The following is a 19712-nucleotide window of genomic DNA, read 5'->3' as shown; positions in this document are numbered from 1 at the left end:
CGTCCCGCCCAACGCGGCGATAATTGGGACCTGCCCCAGACCTGCCCCAGACCTGCCCCAGGCCTGCCCCAGACCTGCCCCTCACCTGTCGTGCGCATCACCGTGACGACGACGGCGGAAAGTGGTTGACCGGTCAAGCACGTGGTTGAGTTGACATGTCAATTGCGGAGCCGCCCCAGGTCAAGGAGGAGTTCCATGGGAACGCTGGACGGCAAGGTAGTGCTCATCACCGGCACCGGTGGAGGTCTCGGACGTACCGCGGCGCTGACCTTCGCGCGCGAGGGCGCACGGGTCGTCGGGGCCGACATCCAGGTCGACGGCAACAACGAGACGGTCGAACTCGTCCGTAGCGCCGGCGGGGAGATGACGGGCATCGCGCCGGTCGATCTCACCAACCCGGAGCAGGTGCGCAAGCTCGTCGAGGACGCCGCCGCGGCCTATGGCGGGCTCGACATCGTCTACAACAACGCGGCCGCGCTCCGCTTCGGCCCGATGCCCGACTTCTCCGTCGAGGACTGGCGGTACACGATCACCGGCGAACTCGACATTCCGTACTTCGTGTCGAAGTTCGCCTGGCCGCACCTGGTCAAGCGGGGCGGCGGCGTCATCATCAACGCCGCTTCGATGGCCGGGATGATCGCCGGCAACGTCCCGCCGATGGTCGGGCACACCGCCGCGAACGCCGGCGTCATCGGCATGACGCGACAACTCGCGCTGGAAGGCGCACCGCACGGGATCCGCGCGGTGGCGGTGAGCCCCGGACCGATCCTCACCCCGGCGAGCGAGCGCGACCTCGGGGACAACCAGGCGGCGCGCGACGCGATCACCAGCAAGACGCTCCTCAAGCGCTTCGCGCGCCCCGAGGAGGTCGCCGAACTGGTGGTCTTCCTCGCCTCGGACCGGGCGTCGTACATCACCGGGGCGAACTATCCGGTCGACGGCGGCGCGACCGCCTGGTGACCGGACCGGAAGCCGGGACGCCACCCCCGGGGGGGTGGCGTCCCGTCCGGTCGTCAGTCGACCGCGGGCACCCATCGGGCCGGGCGCTTGTCGCGGAACGCGGTGACCCCCTCGATGCCCTCCTCGGAGAGGAAGTAGCCGGTCGACAGCGCGGACAACCGCGCCAGCTCGCCGCGCAGCTCAGCGGTGCCCGGCCGGCGCAACAGGTCCTTCGCGCCGGCCAGCGCGCCGGGTGCACCGCGGACCAGTGAGTCGCAGTACCGCGCCACCGCCTCGTCCAGCCCGTCCGCCGGGACTGCGGCGGTGACCAGGCCGATCTCGGCGGCCCGCCGGCCGTCGAACGTGTCCCCGGTGAGGTAGAGCTCGGCGGCGGCGCGCGGGTGCAGCCGGGGCAGCACGGTCGCCGAGATCACCGCCGGGATGACCCCGATCCGTACCTCGGTGAAGGCGAACGTCGCCGCATCGGCGCAGACCGCCAGATCGGCGGCCGCGATCAGACCCAGCCCGCCGGCACGCGCCGGCCCGGCGATCCGGGCCAGCACCGGCTTCGGGCAGTCCCAGAGCGCGGCGAGCACGTCACCCAGCATCCCGGCCGGCACCGTCCCGCTGGCGTACGCGGCGGCGGTCTCCTTCAGATCCGCCCCGGAGCAGAAGACCGGGCCGGTGTGGTCGAGCACGATCACCCGGACCGTGTCGTCGGCCACCGCGTCGGCCAGGCCGGCCAGCAGTTGGGTCATCAGGCCGGTGGACAGCGCGTTGCGGTTGTGCGGGCTGTCCAGGGTGAGGGTGGTCACCCCACGGGCCGTGGAGACCCGCACGAGGACGTCGGGAGAGGTCATGCCGGGCACACTAGTGGCCATGCCCGGCGTCCTTCCAGATGGTGAGACCGTCCCCGTCGACGGATCGCTGCCCGTCACCGCCACCGCCGCGGTCGGCGCGCGCGGCTTCGGGGTGTACGTACACGTGCCGTTCTGCGCCAGCCGCTGCGGCTACTGCGACTTCAACACCTACACGGCGGCCGAGCTGGGCGGTGGTGCCAGCCGCGAGGGGTACGCCGACACGGTGCTCGCCGAACTGGCGCTCGCCGCCCGGGTGCTCGGCGACAGCCCGCCGCCCCGGGTCGACACGGTCTTCGTCGGCGGTGGCACGCCCACCCTGCTCCCCGCCGACGATCTGGCCCGCATCCTGGACGGCATCGACCGCACCTGGGGGCTGGCCGCCGACGCCGAGGTGAGCACCGAGGCCAACCCGGAGTCGGTCACCCCGGAATCGTTGAAGCTGCTGCGCGCAGCCGGCTACACCCGGATCTCGCTGGGCATGCAGTCCGCCGCGCCCGGAGTGCTGGCGATCCTCGACCGCAAGCACAGCGCGGGTCGGGCCACCGCCGCCGCCCTGGAGGCGCGCGAGGCGGGGTTCGAGCACGTCAACCTGGATCTGATCTACGGCACGCCGGGGGAGCGGGCCGAGGACTTCGCCGCCTCGCTGGAGCAGGTGGTGGCCGCCGGGGTGGACCACGTCAGCGCGTACGCCCTCATCGTGGAGGACGGCACCCGGCTGGCCGCCCGGATGCGCCGCGGCGAGCTGCCGTACCCCAGTGACGACGTGGCGGCGGACCGCTACCTGGCCGCGGAGGCTGCCCTCGACGCGGCCGGCTTCTCCTGGTACGAGGTCTCCAACTGGGCGCGCAGCGAGGCGGCCCGGTGCCGGCACAACCTGCTCTACTGGACCGGCGCGGACTGGTGGGGCCTCGGCCCGGGGGCGCACAGCCACGTCGGCGGCGTGCGCTGGTGGAACGTCAAACACCCCACGACGTACGCCCAACGCCTGGCCGCCGGGGCGTCACCGGGCCTGGCCCGGGAGGTGCTCACCGCGGACGAGGCGCACATGGAGGACGTGATGCTCCGGGTGCGGCTCGCTTCGGGGCTGCCGCTGACGGTGCTGGACGAGGCCGGTCGGGCCGCCGCCGAGCGGGCGCTGGCCGACGGTCTGCTGGCCGCACCCGACCACGCGGCCGGCCGGGCCGTGCTCACCCTGCGCGGCCGGCTGCTCGCCGACGCCGTGGTCCGCGACCTGCTGCCCTGAACCGACGCACCGCCGCCGGCCGGACCGACGGCGGTGCGCCGGACCGGCCGGGGGAGCGGCCGGCCCGGGTCACTTGATGAAGCTGGCCGAGAGCGGGTAGCGGTAGAGCTGGCCCTCGTTGGCCTTGATTCCGGCGAGGATGCCGAACACGGCGCCGAGAATGATCGCCGCCGCGACCGGGATGAAGCCGATCACGATGCAGGCGAGCACCCAGCCGACCAGGCCGACGACCGACCAGATGAGCTGGAAGTTGAGTGCCGCCACGGCGTGTGCCCGGACCGTCGGGGACTGGTTGCCCCGGGCCAGCAGTGCCACCAGCGGAGCGATCCAGCCGAGCACGCCGGCGCTGATGATCATTCCGGCCGCGCCACCGAAGTGCGCGACCAGCGCCCAGGTCTTGTCCTCGTTGTTGGCGTAGCCGCCGCCCGGCCCGCCGTACGCGCCGCCAGTCGGATAGCCGCCAGTGGGGTAGCCGCCCGACGGCGGAGCGCCGCCCGGCGGAGGGTAGCCGCCCGACGGCGGAAGGTCACCGGTGGGCGGCGGATAGCCACCGGCCGGGGGATAGCCGCCCGGGCCGGGTGCCCCGGACAGTGGTGCGGTGGGTGGCTCGGCCGAGGGCGACGAGCTCGGGGGTGCCGGCGGGGAGGTCGGCTCCGGCGGGTAGCTGCCGGGGTCTCCCGCTCCGGGAGGGCGAGGAGGTTCAGTCATGCATGTCACGTTAGGTGCAGGCGGCAACGCCGCACCAGAGCGACACCGCCGCGCCGTTCCGGCTGAACGGACAGCGACGTCCTTGATCATCGCGTTGGCGGGTCTGCCGACGTAGACTGGCACTCGTTACAGTCGAGTGCCAGGAAGGCCCGGCCGGCCCACGGAGCCGGCGGCCGACGTGCGACAGGAGGTGCGGGGAATGGGTCTCGACGACCGCAAACTCGCCGTGCTCCGCGCGATCGTCGAGGACTACGTCTCCACCCAGGAGCCGGTCGGCAGCAAGGCGCTGGTCGAGCGGCACCAGCTCGGGGTCTCCCCGGCCACGGTCCGCAACGACATGGCCGTGCTGGAGGAGGAGGGCTACATCCGGCAGCCGCACACCAGTGCCGGCCGGGTGCCCACCGACCGCGGCTACCGGCTCTTCGTCGACCGGCTGTCCCGGGTCAAGCCGCTCAGCCCGGCCGAGCGCCGGGCCATCGAGCGCTTCCTGGTCGGCGCGGTCGACCTCGACGACGTGGTGCACCGCACCGTGCGGCTGCTCGCCCAGTTGACCCGGCAGGTGGCCGTCGTGCAGTACCCGAGCCTGGCCCGCTCCTCGGTCCGGCACCTGGAGCTGGTGCCGATCTCCACCACCCGGCTGATGCTCGTGATGATCGCCGACACCGGGCGGGTGGAGCAGCGGCTGGTGGAACTGCCCGGGCCGGTGCCCGCCGACGACGTCACCGATCTACGCCGGCTGATCAACGAGAAGCTCGCCGGCGCCCGACTGTCCGAGACGCCGCCGCTGGTGCAGGTGCTGGTCGACGAGGCCCCGGCCGAACTGCGTCCGATGATGACCACCCTCGCCTCGGTGCTGCTGGAGACGCTGGTCGAGCGGCACGAGGAGCGGATCGCGCTCGCCGGCACCGCCAACCTCACCCGGGGTGGTCTGCTCGACTTCCAGGGCTCGCTCCGGCCGATCCTCGAGGCGCTGGAGGAGGAGGTCGTGCTGCTCAAGCTCATCGGTGAGACCGAGCCGAGCACGACCCGGGTGCTGATCGGCGACGAGAACGAGTTCGACAACCTGCGCGCCGCCTCGGTGGTCAGCACCGGGTACGGCCCGGGCGCCACCATCGTGGGCGGCCTGGGGGTGCTGGGACCAACCCGGATGGACTACCCCGGCACCATCGCCACGGTGCGCGCCGTGGCACGCTACGTGGGCGAGTTGCTGGCCCAGAACTGATCAGTCAGGGCCGACGGCCGGCTCCGGCCGCCGACCGGCGCAACGCGAGACGAACATGAGGACACGGAACGCAGTGGCCAGGGACTACTACGGCATTCTCGGTGTGAGCCGGGAAGCCTCCGATGACGAGATCAAGCGCGCCTACCGCAAGTTGGCGCGCCAGTTCCACCCGGATGTCAATCCGGACCCGGAGGCCCAGGAGAAGTTCAAGGACATCAACGCCGCGTACGAGGTCCTCTCGGACGACCGGAAGCGGCAGATCGTCGACCTGGGTGGCGACCCGCTCGCCCCGGGTGGCGGCGGCGCGGGCGGCCCGGGTGGTCCGGGCGGCGCCGGCCCGTTCGTCGGGTTCCAGGACATCATGGACGCGTTCTTCGGCGGCGCGGGCGGTGGCGCGCGTGGCCCGCGTCCGCGTACCAGGCCGGGCGCCGACGCGATCCTGCGGCTCGAACTGGACCTGCACGAGACGGCGTTCGGCGTCGAGGCGCCGATCACCGTCGACACCGCGGTGCTCTGCACCACCTGCTCCGGCGCCGGCACGGCGGCCGGCACCCACCTGGCCACCTGCGAGGCCTGCGGCGGCCGGGGCGAGGTGCAGTCGGTGCAGCGCACCTTCCTCGGTCAGGTGGTCTCGGCCCGCCCGTGCACCGTCTGCCAGGGCTACGGCACCACCATCCCGCACCCCTGCCCCACCTGCGCCGGCGACGGTCGGGTGCGCACCCGCCGCTCGCTCACCGTCAAGATCCCGGCCGGCGTCGAGGACGGCATGCGGATCCGGCTGGCGCAGCAGGGTGAGGTGGGCCCGGGCGGCGGCACTGCTGGCGACCTCTACGTCGAGATCCACGAGCGGCCGCACGACGTGTACTCCCGCAAGGGCGACGACCTGCACTGCCGGGTCACCGTGCCGATGACGGCGGCGGCCCTGGGCACCCGGCTGACCATCAAGACGCTGGACAGCGAGGAGACGGTCGACGTCAAGGCCGGCACCCAGCCGGCCAGCACCCTGCGGCTGCGCGCCCGGGGTGTGCCGCACCTGCGCGGCACCGGCCGAGGTGACCTCTACGTGCACCTGGACGTCCGTACGCCCACCAAGCTCGACCCCGACCAGGAGCGGATGCTGCGCGACTTCGCCAAGACCCGGGGCGAGGAGGTCGCGGAGCTGTCCAAGCAGGGCGGCTTCTTCTCCCGGATGCGCGACGCGTTCAACGGCCACGCCTGACCCCGACGGCTAGCCTGATCATCGTGTCCGCGCCGCTGTTCCTGGTCGAGTCATTGCCCACCGCCGATGCGCTGACCCTCGGCGGTCCCGAGGGGCACCACGCCGCCACCGTGCAGCGGCTGCGGGTCGGCGAGGAGTTGCTGCTCGCCGACGGCCGGGGCGGCACGGCCGCCGCCGAGGTCACCGCCGTCGGCCGGGGCAGCCTGGAACTCACCATCACCTCCCGGGGGTACGCGGACGCGCCCGTACCCCGGTTGGTGGTCGTGCAGGGCATCGCCAAGGGCGACCGGGGTGAGCTGGCCGTGCAGGCGATGACCGAGGTCGGGGTGGACGAGATCGTGCCCTGGGCGGCGGCCCGCTCGGTGGCCCAGTGGCGCGGCGACCGGGGCGTACGGGCCCGGGAGAAGTGGGTGGCCACCGCACGGGAGGCGGCCAAGCAGGCCCGCCGGCCCTGGCTGCCGGTGGTGGCCGGGGCGCCGGACGAGTCCACCGCGACAGTGGCCCGTCGGATCGCCGGGGCCGCCGCCGGGTTCGTGCTGCACGAGGAGGCCGACGAGCGGCTGACCACCGCCGAACTGCCGACCGCCGGGGAGATCGTCCTGGTGGTGGGCCCAGAGGGTGGCATCGACCCGGCCGAGCTGACCGCGTTCCGCGAGGCCGGCGGCCGGCCGGTACGACTAGGACCAGCGGTGCTGCGCACCTCCACAGCCGGGGTAGCAGCCCTAGCAGTGCTAGCCACCCGCCTAACCCGCTGGTAACCCACCCCCGGCCCGGCCCCCGCGCTCCCCTCGCGCCCGCGCGCCCCCGCTCTCCCCGCTCCCGCGCTCTCCCCGCTCTCCGCGCTCCCGCGCTCTCCCCGCTCTCCGCGCTCCCGCGCTCTCCCCGCTCTCCGCGCTCCCGCGCTCCCGCGCTCTCCCCGTCGATCTAGGGCATATCGCTGTCAGTGGATCTCTAGCAGCGACGATATGCCCTAGATCGACGAGGCGCCGGGGCGGGGCGTGCGGGGCGGCGGGTTAGGTGCGGAGGTAGGAGGCGCCGTTCAGGTCGACTATCGTGCCTGACGCCCACTCGGCTTGGGGCGAGGCCAGCCAGTGCACCGCGGCGGCGATCTCCTCGGGCTGGGCCACGCGGTCGAAGGGGCTCTGCGCCCGGATCGCCGCACCCCGCTCGCCACGCAGGTGCTCGGTGGTCATGTCGGTCGCCACGAAGCCCGGGGCGACGGTGGCGACCGCGATGCCGTACGGCGCGAGCGCCACGGCCAGCGACTGACCGAGCGCGTTCAACCCCGCCTTGCTGGCGCCGTACGCCGGCTGGTCTGGCTCGCCGCGGAAAGCGCCCCGGGACGAGACGTTGACGATCCGGCCGCCGCGTTCGCGCATGTGCTGGGCGGCGCACCAGATGACGTTGCCGGCACCGGTCAGGTTGGTCTCCAGCACCTGCCGCCAGCGCCGCTGCCACTGCTCGTAGGACGCGCCGAAGATCGGGTGCGGGTCGTCCCGGTCGCCGTACACTCCGGCGTTGTTGACCAGCACGTCCAGCCCGCCCAGCAGCTCGGCGGCCCGGTCCACCATGACCCGGACCGCGTCCGGGTCGGTGAGGTCGGCGCGGACCACCACGTGCCCCGAGCCCGGCAGTTGGGCGCGGAGCTCGTCGGCCGCGTCGGCGGAGTCGCGGTGATGGATCGCCACCCGGTCGCCACCGGCCGCGAAGGCCGTCGCCACCGCCCGCCCGATACCGCGCGAGGCCCCGGTCACCAGTACGGCTCGATTCGTCATGTCGGCCATCGTGCCGCAGACGGATCGAATGTTAGGAAGGGACCCTTCCTCTACCGGAGGCGTTAGCAAGGGGCCCTTCCTTACACTGCTCCGATGGGATCCGACTGCCTGTTCTGCCGCATTGTCGCCGGGGAGATCCCGGCCACCGTGGTTCGGGAGACCGCCACCACCCTCGCCTTCCGGGACATCGGCCCGAAGGCGCCGGTGCACGTGCTGGTCATCCCGAAGGAGCATTACGCCGACGTCGCGACTCTCGCGCAGGGTGACCCGGCGTTGGCCGGTGAGGTGCTGGCCACGGCCGCCGCGGTGGCCGAGGACGAGGGGCTGCTCGGCGACGGTTTCCGGCTGATGTTCAACACCGGGGCGTACGGCGGCCAGGAGGTGTTCCACGTGCACGCGCACCTGCTCGGTGGTGCCCCGCTGGGCCCGATGCTCGCCCGGGACCTGGCGTGAGCGCTGGCCCGGAGCTGAACGCCGGGGTGGCACAGCGGCTGGGCCGGCTGGTCCGGCGGGTGCAGGCCGACGCCCGGGTACCGGCGGTGTCGGCGGCGCTGCACCGGGCCGACCGGCCGCTCTGGACCTGCACCGTCGGCGGCACCGGCAACACGGTGGGGCCGCAGACGCAGTTCCGGATCGGCTCGGTCACCAAGACCTTCACCGCCGTGCTCGCCCTTCAGTGCCGGGACGACGGGCTGCTGGACCTGGACGACCCGGTGGGCCGGCACCTGGACCTGCCGGCGCACGGCGAGCTGACCGTACGCCGACTGCTGTCGCACACCGCCGGCCTGCAACGCGAGCCCTTCGGCGACGTGTGGGACACCCTGCACGCCCCGGACGCCGAGAAGCTGGTGGCCGAGCTGGACCGGGCCGAGCGGGTGCTTCCGCCGGCCCGCCGCTTCCACTACTCCAACCTGGGCCTGGCCGTGCTCGGGCAACTGGTCGCCCGGCTGCGCGGCGGCTCCTGGGCCGAGGTGCTCGCCGAGCGGGTGCTGAACCCGCTGAAGCTCACCGACACCACGGCCATCCCCGGGCCGGCGGCGACCACCGGGTTCCTGGTCGACGCGTACTCGGACGAGGCGCATCCGGAGCCGCCGACCGACTTCGGCGCGGTCGGCCCGGCCGCCCAACTCTGGAGCACCGCGACCGACATGGCCCGCTGGGCGGCGTTCCTCGCCGATCCGGCGGCGCTCGACCCGGCCGGCCTGGTGCTCGCCCCCGGGACCCTGGACGAGATGCGGTGGCCCCTGACCACCACCGACGAGACGCTCTGGGGTGCCGGCTTCGGGCTCGGGCTGATCCTCATCCCGCAGGGCGAGCGGGTCGTACACGTCGGGCACGACGGCGCGATGCCCGGCTTCCTGGCCGCCGTCTACGGCCGGCGCGGTGGGGACGGCACGGCCGGCGCGATGGGTGCCGCGGTGCTCGGCTCGTCCGGTACGGCAACCGAACTGTTCGATCTGCCGCACCGGCTCTTGGCGGCGGCGGTCGAGCACGACCCGGCCGAGGTCGAACCATGGCGGCCCGGCCCGCCCGCCCCGGCGGACCTGCGCGGGCTGCTCGGCCGCTGGTGGGGCGAGGGTTTCGAGTACGCCTTCTCGTGGCACGACGGCAGCCTGCGGGCCCGCGGGGTCGGTGATCCGCCGGGGCGCCCGCCGGCGGTCTTCACGCCGCTGCCGGACCGTCCGGACGTGTTCCGCACGGTCTCCGGCCGGGAGGCCGGCGAGCTGCTGCGACTGACCCGGGACGAGGCCGGCGCGGTGGTCCGGATGCACTGGGCGACCTACCGGTTCACCCGCCACCAGGAGACCTTCGAGGGGTACGACTTCCGGGCCGGGAGTTGATCGCAGCCAGCGGAAATGGGCGCGATGCGGGCTGGGTTGAACGGATACGATGGGTGTAACGTCCGCACGCCGCGCCAGCAGGGCCGGCGCCGAGATCGAGAGCAGGTGCGCAGGGCCTTTCGGCCCAACCTATGACCGGCACCCCACCTCCCGGCCCGCCCCGGGTGCAGACCAGGATCACCGTGCCCGACTCGAAGATCATGGTCAATCTGCTCGGCGCAGGCGACGAGATCCTGCGGCTCGTCGAACGTTCGGTCACCAGTGACGTGCACGTCCGTGGCAACGAGATCACCATCACCGGTGTGGCCTCGGACAACGCCCTTGCCGAGCGGGTCTTCAGTGAGCTGCTCGAACTCATCGAGAAAGGCGAGACCCTGACCACTGACGCCGTCCGGCGTACCGTCGGCATGCTCGAGCAGGGCAGTGCCGAGCGGCCCGCCGAAGTCCTGACTCTCAACATCCTCTCCCGGCGCGGGCGCACCATCCGCCCCAAGACGCTCGGGCAGAAGCGGTACGTCGACGCGATCGACTCGAACACCATCGTCTTCGGCATCGGCCCGGCCGGCACCGGCAAGACCTACCTGGCGATGGCGAAGGCCGTTCAGGCGCTGCAGGCCAAGCAGGTCAACCGGATCATCCTGACCCGGCCGGCGGTGGAGGCGGGGGAGCGGCTCGGCTTCCTGCCCGGCACGCTGAACGAGAAGATCGACCCGTACCTGCGGCCGCTCTACGATGCGCTGCACGACATGCTCGACCCCGAGACGATCCCCAAGCTGATGGCCGCGGGCACCATCGAGGTCGCTCCGCTGGCATACATGCGCGGTAGGACGCTGAACGACGCGTTCATCATCCTGGACGAGGCGCAGAACACCACGCCCGAGCAGATGAAGATGTTCCTCACCCGCCTCGGCTTCAACTCCAAGATCGTCGTCACCGGTGATGTCACCCAGGTGGACCTTCCCGGCGGGACGACCAGCGGTCTTCGGGTCGTCCGGGAGATCCTGGAGAACGTCGAGGACGTGCACTTCTCCCAGTTGTCCAGCTCCGACGTGGTCCGCCACCAGCTGGTCGGGCAGATCGTCGACGCGTACGCCCGCTGGGACGCCGAGCGGGAGAACCAGCAGGCGCCGGGTGTCCACGCCGTGCCCGGGCGACCTGCCCAGGGCGGCCGCGCCGGCCGTCGCCGCTAGAAGCAGAAGGAAAGCAGTTGTCCATCGAGATCGCCAACGAGTCCGGTGTCGAGGTCGACACCGACGCCGTGCTCGCCGTCGCCCGCCACGCCCTCGACGAGATGGGGGTCAACCCCCTCGCCGAGCTGTCCGTGCTGCTGGTCGACATCGACTACATGACCGAGCTGAACCATCGTTGGATGGGTGGCGACGGGCCGACCGACGTGCTCGCCTTCCCCATGGACGAGGGCAGCGTCGACCACGGCCCGGGCGAGAGCGCCCCGGCCGGCGGCGAGCCGGCCCTGCTCGGCGACATCGTGCTCTGCCCCGAGGTGGCCGCGAAGCAGGCGGCGACCGCCGGGCACGCCCCGGCCGACGAGCTGCACCTGCTCACCGTGCACGGAGTGTTGCACCTGCTCGGCTATGACCACGCTGAGCCGGAGGAGGAGCGGGAGATGTTCGGGCTCCAGGCTCGGCTGCTCTCGAGCTGGCGGTCGACCCGCAACCAGTGATGTCCACACCGTTACTGGCGGCCGGCGCCACCGCTGGCCTGCCCGACCTGCAACTGATCGTCTTCGCGGCCGGTCTGGTGGTGCTGGCCGGCCTGATCGCGATGACCGAGGCGGCGCTCGCCGCGGTCTCCCCGGCCCGGGCCGCCGAGTTGGCCCGGGACGGCGTACGCGGTGCCCGTACCCTCCAGGCCGTGGCCGGCGACGTGGTCCGGCACCTCAACCTGCTGCTGTTGCTGCGGCTGCTCGCCGAGCTGACCGCCACCACGCTGGTGGCGCTGGTGGCGGTGGACTCCTTCGGCGCCGGCTGGCGAGCCGCGCTGGTCACCGCCGGCGCGATGACCGTGGTCAGCTTCGTGGTGGTCGGGGTGGCGCCCCGCACCATCGGCCGGCAGCACGCGTACGCCGTGGGTCGGGCGGTGGCCCCCCTGGTCCGTTGGCTGGGTCGGGCGCTCAACCCGCTCGCGTCGCTGCTCATCCTGATCGGCAACGCGGTGACCCCGGGGCGCGGCTTCCGGGAGGGGCCGTTCGCCTCCCAGGTGGAGCTGCGTGAGCTGGTCGACCTGGCCGAGCAGCGCGGTGTGGTCGAGCACGGCGAGCGGCAGATGATCCACTCGGTCTTCGCGCTCGGCGACACCATCGCCCGTGAGGTGATGGTGCCGCGTACCGAGATGGTGTGGATCGAGGAGGGCAAGACGCTGGCCCAGGCGCTGGCGTTGTTCCTGCGCTCCGGGTTCTCCCGCATCCCGGTGATCGGCGAGAGCGTCGACGACGTGCTCGGTGTGCTCTACCTCAAGGACCTGATCCGGCGCTCCCGGGGCGGTGATCCGGCCGCCGAGCAGTTGCCGGTGGCCGAGCTGATGCGCCCGGCCACCTTCGTGCCGGAGTCCAAGCCGGTCGACGACCTGCTGTCCGAGATGCAGGCGGCCCGCAACCACCTGGTCATCGTGGTCGACGAATACGGCGGCACCGGCGGCCTGGTCACCATCGAGGACATCCTGGAGGAGATCGTCGGGGAAATCACCGACGAGTACGATGTCGAACGCCCGCCGGTCGAACGCCTGGCGGACTCCTCGGTGCGGGTGACCGCCCGCCTGCCGGTGGAGAATCTGGGCGAGCTGTTCGACACCGACCTGCCCACCGACGAGGTGGAGACGGTCGGTGGCCTGCTCGCCCAGTCGCTCGGGCGGGTGCCGATCCCCGGAGCGCAGGTCGAGGTGGCCGGCCTCCGGCTGATCGCCGAGGGCACCACCGGCCGGCGGAACCGGATCGACACCGTGCTGGTCAGCCGGGTCGCGCCGGGTGACGAGCAGGACAACGCGCGGCGGGGCGAGCATGTCGGTCCCGGCGACGACCAGGACCACAATCGAGACGAGGAGAGGCAACGCGCCGATGCCTGACACACCCGCCGTGCCCGCCGCCCGGCCCACGCCCACCGCGCCGGCACCGCTGAGCGCCGAGGACGGCAAGCTGGTCGTTCTGGCCCGGGGAGCCCGCGGGCGGGTCGCCGCCGTGGAAGGCGCCGCGGTACGGGACCAGGACGGTCGGACGTACGCGGCGGCCAGTGTCGCGCTGCCCTCGCTGACCCTCACCGCGTTGCAGTTGGCGGTCGCCTCGGCCGTGGCGGCGGGAGCGAGCCGGCTGGAGGCGGCGGCGGTGGTGACCGAGGCGTCGACGCTGGACGGCGCCGGGCACGCTGCGGTGCGTGACCTCGCCGCGGACGCGCCGATCCACGTGGCCGCACCGGACGGCACCGTGCTCGGCACGGTGACCCAGTGACCGGCGTGCAGGACCCGCAGCCGCGTCCGTACCGGGCCGGCTTCGGCTGCTTCGTCGGCCGGCCCAACGCCGGCAAGTCGACCCTGACCAACGCCATCGTCGGCACCAAGATCGCGATCACCTCGAACAAGCCGCAGACCACCCGGCACGTCATCCGGGCCGTGCTGCACCGCCCCGAGTCGCAGCTGGTCCTGGTCGACACGCCGGGCCTGCACCGCCCCCGTACGCTGCTCGGCGAGCGCCTCAACGACCTGGTCCGGTCCACCTGGACCGAGGTCGACGTGATCGGCCTGTGCATCCCGGCGGACGAGCCGGTCGGGCGCGGCGACCGCTTCATCTCCGGTGAGCTGGCCGAGCTGAAGGCGACCGTGCTGGCGGTGGTCACCAAGACCGACCTGGTGGACAAGCGCCGCCTGGCCGAGCAGCTGCTCGCGGTCAGCGAGATGGGCGAGTTCGCCGAGATCGTGCCGGTGAGCGCGGTCTCCGGGCACCAGGTGGACACCCTGGTCGACGTGATGACCAGCTACCTGCCGCCGTCTCCGCAGCTCTACCCCGACGACATGCTGACCGACGACCCCGAGCAGGTGCTGGTCGCCGAACTGATCCGGGAGGCGGCCCTGGAAGGGGTACGCGACGAACTGCCGCACTCCATCGCCGTGGTGGTGGAGGAGATGATCCCCGAGGGTCAGGTCATGAAGATCTACGCCGACCTGTACGTGGAACGGCCCAGCCAGAAGGCCATCGTTCTCGGCCACAAGGCGAGTCGCCTCAAGGAGGTCGGCACCACCGCCCGCAAGCAGATCGAGGAGTTGCTCGGCACCCGGGTCTATCTGGACCTGCACGTACGGGTGGCGAAGGACTGGCAGCGCGACCCGAGGCAGCTGCGCAAGCTGGGTTTCTGACGCCGCACCAGCCGGCGTGGCCGCAAAGAGTTCACGTTTGTCGCCGCAGCCGCACCGGGTAGGGGAAGGACGCCCCGCGTCCCCGACCCAGATGCAGGCTGATGCGCAACAGATACCTCGATCTGCTCCGTTCCCTGGCAATTGTTCGAGTGGTCGTCTACCACGTCACGGGGTGGGCGACGCTCACCCTGGTCTTTCCAGCCATGTCGGTGATGTTCGCGCTGGCCGGCTCGTTGATGGCCGCCTCACTGACCCGCTCCGGGCCACGGGCGGTCGGCCGTCGGCTGCGCCGGTTGCTCCCGTCGCTGTGGGTGCTGGCGGCGGTCTTCGTGCCGGCCATGGTGCTCACCGGGCTGCCGGTGACGCCCCGGCTGCTGCTGTGGCTGTTTCCGGTCGCCGACCCTCCGGCCAACCACTGGGGTGCGCTGGCGCTGAGCGTCATCTGGTACCTGCGCGACTACCTGTGGTTCGTACTCGCGTCGCCGGTCGCGTTCTGGCTGTTCCGGCGCGCGCCGCTGCCCACCCTGCTCGCTCCGTACCTCTTGCTGGTCTCCATCGAGGTGGGGATCTACCCGGCGCCGTCGGTGGTCCGCGAGTTCGGGCTCTATTTCGGCGCGTGGATGCTGGGCTTCGCCCACCACACCGGGATGCTGCGCCGGCTCGCCGGCCGGGTGCTGTACCCGCTGGCGTTGGCGCTCGCGGCGGGCGGCGGGGCGTGGATCCTGGCGCATCCCGGCCCGCGCGGGTACGACATCAACGACAACCCGCTCGGTAACGCCCTCTGGTCCGCCGCGTTCATCCTGCTCGCACTGGGCCGGGCACCGGCGGGGATGGCCTGGCTGGGTCGCAGCCGGCTGGCCGACCGGGCGGTGACGGTGGTCAACCGGCGGGCGCTCACCGTCTACCTGTGGCACATGCCGTTCGTGGTGGCGCTCACGCCGCTGGTCGACGTGGTCGGCTGGTCGCACCGGGACCCGGTGGGGTTGGCCATCCGGGTGCTGCTGGTCTTCGCGCTGGTCGGGCTGGTCGCTCTGGCCGTCGGTTGGGTCGAGGACGTCGCCGCCCGTCGCCGCCCGGAGCTGGTCCCCGGCGGGCCACCCTGCCCGACCGACCCCCTGCCCGTGCAACGGGTGGTGGTGCCGGCCCAGCCCAGGGCCACCGAGGCCGTCGAGGTCAGCGCTGGCTGATCGTGACGTCGCCGCTGCCGGCCGAGCCGTCGAGCACCAGCGACGAGGCCGGGTTGTCGGCGACGGTGACCCGCTCGTCACCGGAGCCGGCGTTGGAGCGGACCCGGTAGCTGCCCGCCGGCACCAGCAGCGTGACGTCCCCGCTGGAGGCGTGCACCCGGGCCGAGGCGGGTGCGTCCAGCTCCACGTTGACGTCGCCGGAGTTCGCCTCGGCGTCGCCCCCGGCGGCGAGCCGCCGGGCGGTGATGTCCCCGGACGAGGCACGCAGACGTACGGCCGCACTGGCCTCGCTCACGTCGATGTTGCCGGAGCCGGTCTCCACCGCGACCGCGCCGGAGGCCCCCGAGACCCGGGCGTCGCCGGAGCCCATCCGCAGCTCCACCGCGCCGACCCGGCTCAGCTCGACGTCGCCGGAGCCGGTCTCGCCCCGCACGGCCACACCCTCCGGCACGGTCACCTCGTAGGAGATGCTGCACCGGTCGCCGCAGTCGGCGTCCAGCACCAGCTCGCTGCCCTTGATCTCGTACCTGGTGTCGGGCTCGCCACCCTGGTAGCGCACCACCCGCTTGATCTGCACCTCGGCCGCCGTGCCGGTGCCGCGGACCACCAGGTCGCCGGAGCCCGGCAGCACCCGGATCGCGGAGATCTTCACGGCCTCGGTGTCGCTGTAGTCGAGCCGCCGGAAGGACAGGTTGTCGCACCCGGCGAGCAGGATGAGGGCGGTGGCCGCGCCCAGCGCGACGGGGGCGGCGGCGCGGCGACGGGGGCGGCCGGTGGTCGAGTGCTGTGCCATGGCCAGCACGCTACGACCGGTGGCGTGCCGGGCGCATCGGGGTTCTCCTGCGCGTCCACCCCGAAGCGACCCTGATTTCACACCCCGAGGGAGAATGGTCCGATGGCCGGGTACCGCCGACAGCTCTACCGCGACGACGCGGTGGTGCTGCGCGTGCAGAAGCTCGGCGAGTCCGACCGGATCATCACCCTGCTCACCCGCCGGCACGGCCGGCTGCGCGCGGTGGCCCGGGGCATCCGCCGCACCACCAGCAAGTTCGGTGCCCGGTTGGAGCCGTTCGGCCACGTCGATCTGCAGCTCGCCGGCGACCCGAAGGGCAACCAGGGCAGTTCGCTGCACAGCGTCAGCCAGGTCGAGGGCATCGAGCTCTACGGCAAGCGCTTCCTCGGGGACTATCCCCGCTACACGGCGGCCAGCGCGATCGCCGAGACCGCCGAGCGGTTGACCCCGGTGGAGCGGGAGCCGTCACTGCGGCTGTTCCAGCTCACCGTGGGCGCGCTGAAGGCGCTGTCCCGGGGCGAGCACGCCACCACCCTGGTGCTCGACGCGTACCTGCTGCGCGGGATGACCCTCGCGGGCTGGGCGCCGGCGCTGATCGCCTGCGCGGTCTGTGGCACCCCCGGGCGGCACCGGGCGTTCTCCGTACCGGCCGGCGGCACGGTCTGCCCGGACTGCCGGCCGCCCGGCGCGGCACACCCCGCGCCGGCGACCATCGACCTGATGTCCGCGCTGACCACCGGCGACTGGGTGGTCGCCGACGCCACCGAGACCGGTGTACGCCGGGAGTGCAGTGGACTGGTCGCGGCTCACCTGCAGTGGCACCTGGAACGCGCGCTACGCTCGCTGCCGCTGGTCGACCGGGGTGCCCCGGTGACCGGCACGGTCCCGCTGCCGGGGGGTGCCGGGGCCGCGATGGTTCGGCCGCGCGGCGATGTCGATGCCGGGGCGGCCGGTGCGAGCAAGGAGACAATCGAGTGATCCGTTCGATGAGGGCCAGCCGCCGTGAGCCGACGCCGCCGATACCGCACCCGTCGGGTGCCCGTCCACCGGCGCTGCCCACCGAGGCGGTGCCCAAGCACGTCGCCGTGGTGATGGACGGCAACGGCCGGTGGGCCAAGGACCGCGGGCTGCCCCGCACCAAGGGTCACGAGGCGGGGGAGCACAGCCTCTTCGACACCATCGAGGGTGCCATCGAGATGGGCATCCCCTACCTGTCGGCGTACGCGTTCTCCACCGAGAACTGGCGGCGCTCGCCGGACGAGGTCCGGTTCCTGATGGGGTTCAACCGGGACGTCATCCGCCGCCGCCGCGACCAGTTGGTCGACCTGGGCGTCCGGGTGGTGTGGTCGGGCCGGCCCGGGCGGTTGTGGAAGAGCGTCATCTCCGAGTTGCAGACCGCCGAGGAGATGTCCCGTGGCAACTCGACGCTGACCCTGCAGTTCTGCGTCAACTACGGGGGGCAGGCCGAGATCGGTGACGCCGCCGCCGCGATCGCGCGTGACGTGGCGGCCGGCCGGCTGGATCCGGCCAAGGTCACCGAGAAGACCGTGGCGAAGTACCTCTACCACCCGGAGATCCCGGAGGTGGACCTGTTCCTGCGCCCCTCCGGGGAGGAGCGGATCTCCAATTTCCTGCTCTGGCAGACCGCGTACGCCGAACTGGTCTTTCTGGACACGCTCTGGCCGGATTTCGACCGCCGCCACCTCTGGTACGCGTGCGAGCTGTACGCCCAGCGGGACCGCCGGTTCGGCGGTGCCCTGCCCAACCCGGTCGCCCCGGTGGGCTGAGCCCGAGGCTTACCGGCGCGTCACGCTGGGTATCAATCCGTCAGGAGCTACTGACGGAGGTGAACCCACATGATCCAGAAGCGTATTGCCCAGTGGGCGGTGATGGCGGTCGCGGTACCGCTGGCCGCGGCCGGCGCGCGCAAGCTCAGCCACAACCTGGAGGCCCGGCGTGGTCCCTCCCGGGCGTCCCGAATGCTGACCAAGGGCGCTGACCTGATCCGCCCGCAGAAGGCCAAGCGTCGTCGCCTCTGGTAGACCCGTCCCCCGCAAACCTCGGCGCCGCCCCCACGACCCCCGGGGGCGGCGCCGACAACATCCCCGCTCCCGCCCCGCTCCGTCCCGTTACCTGCCCCGTCCCTCGCTCGCCCTGCTCTGCCCCGTCCCTCGCTCGCCCTGCTCTGCCCCGTCCCTCGCTCGCCCTGCTCCGCCCGTCCCCCGTTCGCCCTGCTCCGCCCGTCACCCCCCCGCCCCGCCCGCCCCACCCTCACCCCGGTCGATCATGGGGTTGTGGTGGTGGACAGAGGCCCGTAAAGCGGGGCGGATCGGCCACCATGAGTCCATGATCGACGTCGAGTGTCGGGGTGCGGTCGTTTTGGGGCGGGCTGTTGTTGGCGCGGGTAGGGTCCGGGACAGGGGGCTGGATTTGTCGATCGGGGGTGGGTGTGCGGGATCTCCGGTACAAGATGATCATGGCATTGAATGCCGCCGATCTGGGTGACCCGATGTGTGAACAGGTGGCCGAGATCTGCGCGGAGATCGCCGAGCAGCACTGCGCCGAGTTCGGCCACGTCCCGCAGGTGAGCACCGGTGAGATCGCCGAACTGGCCACCGGTGAGCCGGCCCTGACCTGGGTCCCGTCGTCCCCCGGCACCGGGCAGGGTGCCTGGTGACCTCGCCCGCCCCGTCGGTCGACGTACGCCGCGCCGAGGACCGTTTCGCCACCCGGATCTCCTGGCTGGATTCCAAGCACTCCTTCTCGTTCTCCCGGCACTACGACCCGGCCAACACGCACCACGGTCTGCTGCTGGTCAACAACGACGACGTGGTCCGCCCGGGCGCCGGCTTCGAGACCCACCCGCACCAGGACATGGAGATCGTCACCTGGGTGCTACGTGGCTCCCTGGTGCACCAGGACTCCACCGGTCACTCCGGGGTCATCTACCCCGGGCTGGCCCAGCGGATGAGCGCCGGAACCGGCATCCTGCACTCGGAGAAGAACGACGCCTGGCGGCTCAACAACCAGGAGCCGCACACCGACCCGGTCCACTTCGTGCAGATGTGGGTGCTCCCCGACGAGCAGGGCGTCGACCCCGGCTACGAGCAGTTGGAGATCGACGACGAGTTGCTACGCGGTGGCCTGGTGCCGATCGCCTCCGGAATGGACCGGTACGACGGCGCGTCCGCGATCCGGATCCGCAACCAGTACGCCACCCTGCACGCCGCCCGGCTCAACCCCGGCGACGAGATCAACGTCCCGGACGCGCCCTTCGTGCACCTGTACGTGCCCAACGGCACCGTCACCCTGGAGGACAGCGGCCCCCTCGACACCGGCGACGCGGTCCGCCTCACCATGACCGGCGGCCGCCGCGTCACCGCCGACGAGCCAGCCGAGATCCTGGTCTGGGAGATGCACGCCACCGTAGCCTGACCGGCCCGCCCGCCCGCCTGCCCGCCCGCCCGTCCGCCCGCGCCGTCCCGCCCGTCCGCCCGCGCCGTCCCGCGCGCCCGTCCGCGCCGTCCCGCGCGCCCGTCCGCGCCGTCCCGCGCGCGCCCCGCCCG

The 19712-nt window shown here is 72.5% G+C and carries 21 protein-coding genes and 1 pseudogene; 18 read left to right on the top strand and 4 right to left on the bottom strand.

The genetic code is table 11. From position 1 onward, the window contains the following. Positions 1–195: 195 nt before the first annotated feature. The gene (locus ACFQGL_RS26755) at positions 196–960 is read left to right on the top strand and encodes an SDR family NAD(P)-dependent oxidoreductase (protein WP_377515244.1); all 765 of its coding nucleotides are present in this window, start codon (positions 196–198) and stop codon (positions 958–960) included. Between the two features lie 53 nt (positions 961–1013). Here the strand turns inward: ACFQGL_RS26755 and ACFQGL_RS26750 are convergent, their stop codons facing one another. Continuing rightward, positions 1014–1799 (bottom strand): enoyl-CoA hydratase-related protein, encoded by a 786-nt coding sequence (locus tag ACFQGL_RS26750; protein WP_377515243.1) that lies wholly within the window; start codon positions 1797–1799, stop codon positions 1014–1016. Positions 1800–1818: 19 nt separating this feature from the next. On the opposite strand from ACFQGL_RS26750, the gene hemW reads away from it, so the two are divergent. After that, positions 1819–3042 carry a radical SAM family heme chaperone HemW gene (hemW, locus tag ACFQGL_RS26745; RefSeq protein ID WP_377515308.1) on the top strand — a complete coding sequence of 408 codons (1224 nt, stop codon included), beginning with the start codon at positions 1819–1821 and terminating at the stop codon, positions 3040–3042. 69 nt (positions 3043–3111) lie between these two features. Here hemW and ACFQGL_RS26740 read toward each other — a convergent pair whose 3' ends face one another. Then, positions 3112–3750, bottom strand: coding sequence for a DUF4870 domain-containing protein (locus ACFQGL_RS26740; RefSeq protein WP_377515242.1), 639 nt, complete (start codon positions 3748–3750; stop codon positions 3112–3114). A gap of 199 nt (positions 3751–3949) precedes the next feature. Here ACFQGL_RS26740 and hrcA point away from each other — a divergent pair, with 199 nt between their 5' ends. The 3 genes from hrcA to ACFQGL_RS26725 all read left to right on the top strand — a co-directional run bounded on the left by hrcA (position 3950) and on the right by ACFQGL_RS26725 (position 6949). Then, positions 3950–4972, top strand: coding sequence for a heat-inducible transcriptional repressor HrcA (gene hrcA, locus ACFQGL_RS26735; RefSeq protein WP_377515241.1), 1023 nt, complete (start codon positions 3950–3952; stop codon positions 4970–4972). A gap of 73 nt (positions 4973–5045) precedes the next feature. Continuing rightward, the gene (gene dnaJ, locus ACFQGL_RS26730) at positions 5046–6191 is read left to right on the top strand and encodes a molecular chaperone DnaJ (protein ID WP_252417984.1); all 1146 of its coding nucleotides are present in this window, start codon (positions 5046–5048) and stop codon (positions 6189–6191) included. Positions 6192–6214: 23 nt separating this feature from the next. Further along, the gene (locus tag ACFQGL_RS26725) at positions 6215–6949 is read left to right on the top strand and encodes a 16S rRNA (uracil(1498)-N(3))-methyltransferase (RefSeq protein WP_377515240.1); all 735 of its coding nucleotides are present in this window, start codon (positions 6215–6217) and stop codon (positions 6947–6949) included. Between the two features lie 255 nt (positions 6950–7204). Here ACFQGL_RS26725 and ACFQGL_RS26720 read toward each other — a convergent pair whose 3' ends face one another. Further along, positions 7205–7966 carry an SDR family NAD(P)-dependent oxidoreductase gene (locus ACFQGL_RS26720; RefSeq protein WP_377515239.1) on the bottom strand — a complete coding sequence of 254 codons (762 nt, stop codon included), beginning with the start codon at positions 7964–7966 and terminating at the stop codon, positions 7205–7207. Between the two features lie 93 nt (positions 7967–8059). Between ACFQGL_RS26720 and ACFQGL_RS26715 the strand changes: the two genes are divergently transcribed. The 8 genes and pseudogenes from ACFQGL_RS26715 to ACFQGL_RS26680 form a co-directional block, all read left to right on the top strand. Continuing rightward, positions 8060–8419 carry a histidine triad nucleotide-binding protein gene (locus tag ACFQGL_RS26715; protein WP_377515238.1) on the top strand — a complete coding sequence of 120 codons (360 nt, stop codon included), beginning with the start codon at positions 8060–8062 and terminating at the stop codon, positions 8417–8419. Then, positions 8416–9807 (top strand): serine hydrolase domain-containing protein, encoded by a 1392-nt coding sequence (locus ACFQGL_RS26710; RefSeq protein WP_377515237.1) that lies wholly within the window; start codon positions 8416–8418, stop codon positions 9805–9807. The genes ACFQGL_RS26715 and ACFQGL_RS26710 overlap by 4 nt, the downstream gene beginning before the upstream one ends. Positions 9808–9938: 131 nt before the next feature. Beyond that, the gene (locus tag ACFQGL_RS26705) at positions 9939–10997 is read left to right on the top strand and encodes a PhoH family protein (RefSeq protein ID WP_377515235.1); all 1059 of its coding nucleotides are present in this window, start codon (positions 9939–9941) and stop codon (positions 10995–10997) included. 17 nt (positions 10998–11014) lie between these two features. Then, on the top strand, positions 11015–11488 hold the full coding sequence (gene ybeY / locus ACFQGL_RS26700; RefSeq protein ID WP_377515233.1) for an rRNA maturation RNase YbeY: 474 nt from the start codon (positions 11015–11017) through the stop codon (positions 11486–11488). After that, positions 11464–12885: a hemolysin family protein gene (locus tag ACFQGL_RS26695; protein ID WP_377515307.1), complete on the top strand. Its 1422-nt coding sequence runs from the start codon at positions 11464–11466 to the stop codon at positions 12883–12885. Before ybeY ends, ACFQGL_RS26695 begins: the two co-directional genes overlap by 25 nt. Next, the gene (locus ACFQGL_RS26690; RefSeq protein WP_377515231.1) at positions 12878–13264 is read left to right on the top strand and encodes a cytidine deaminase; all 387 of its coding nucleotides are present in this window, start codon (positions 12878–12880) and stop codon (positions 13262–13264) included. Before ACFQGL_RS26695 ends, ACFQGL_RS26690 begins: the two co-directional genes overlap by 8 nt. 5 nt (positions 13265–13269) lie before the next feature. Next, complete coding sequence (gene era, locus ACFQGL_RS26685; protein WP_377515306.1) at positions 13270–14166, top strand: GTPase Era; 897 nt, start codon at positions 13270–13272, stop codon at positions 14164–14166. A 101-nt stretch (positions 14167–14267) separates the two neighbouring features. After that, positions 14268–15260, top strand: a pseudogene (locus tag ACFQGL_RS26680) (acyltransferase family protein); the annotation flags it as partial. Positions 15261–15339: 79 nt separating this feature from the next. Here the strand turns inward: ACFQGL_RS26680 and ACFQGL_RS26675 are convergent. Then, entirely contained in the window at positions 15340–16146 is an 807-nt protein-coding gene (locus tag ACFQGL_RS26675) for a DUF4097 family beta strand repeat-containing protein (protein WP_377515230.1), read from the bottom strand. Between the two features lie 102 nt (positions 16147–16248). On the opposite strand from ACFQGL_RS26675, the gene recO reads away from it, so the two are divergent. From recO to ACFQGL_RS26650, 5 genes are all read left to right on the top strand, one after another. Then, a complete protein-coding gene (recO, locus tag ACFQGL_RS26670) occupies positions 16249–17124 on the top strand; it encodes a DNA repair protein RecO (RefSeq protein WP_377515228.1) in 876 nt (291 codons plus the stop codon). Between the two features lie 8 nt (positions 17125–17132). After that, on the top strand, positions 17133–17933 hold the full coding sequence (locus tag ACFQGL_RS26665; RefSeq protein WP_377515304.1) for an isoprenyl transferase: 801 nt from the start codon (positions 17133–17135) through the stop codon (positions 17931–17933). A 69-nt stretch (positions 17934–18002) separates the two neighbouring features. Further along, complete coding sequence (locus ACFQGL_RS26660; RefSeq protein ID WP_377515226.1) at positions 18003–18188, top strand: hypothetical protein; 186 nt, start codon at positions 18003–18005, stop codon at positions 18186–18188. A 434-nt stretch (positions 18189–18622) separates the two neighbouring features. Next, complete coding sequence (locus ACFQGL_RS26655; protein ID WP_377515225.1) at positions 18623–18823, top strand: thioredoxin reductase; 201 nt, start codon at positions 18623–18625, stop codon at positions 18821–18823. Next, positions 18820–19581 carry a pirin family protein gene (locus ACFQGL_RS26650; protein ID WP_377515224.1) on the top strand — a complete coding sequence of 254 codons (762 nt, stop codon included), beginning with the start codon at positions 18820–18822 and terminating at the stop codon, positions 19579–19581. The genes ACFQGL_RS26655 and ACFQGL_RS26650 overlap by 4 nt, the downstream gene beginning before the upstream one ends. Positions 19582–19712: the final 131 nt, after the last annotated feature.

Origin of the sequence: Micromonospora vulcania (assembly GCF_042658605.1) — a bacterium.
In the GTDB taxonomy this organism is placed as follows: domain Bacteria; phylum Actinomycetota; class Actinomycetes; order Mycobacteriales; family Micromonosporaceae; genus Micromonospora; species Micromonospora vulcania.
Note: the sequence above shows the minus strand (reverse complement) of the source record. Positions and strands in the feature narration are given on the sequence as shown.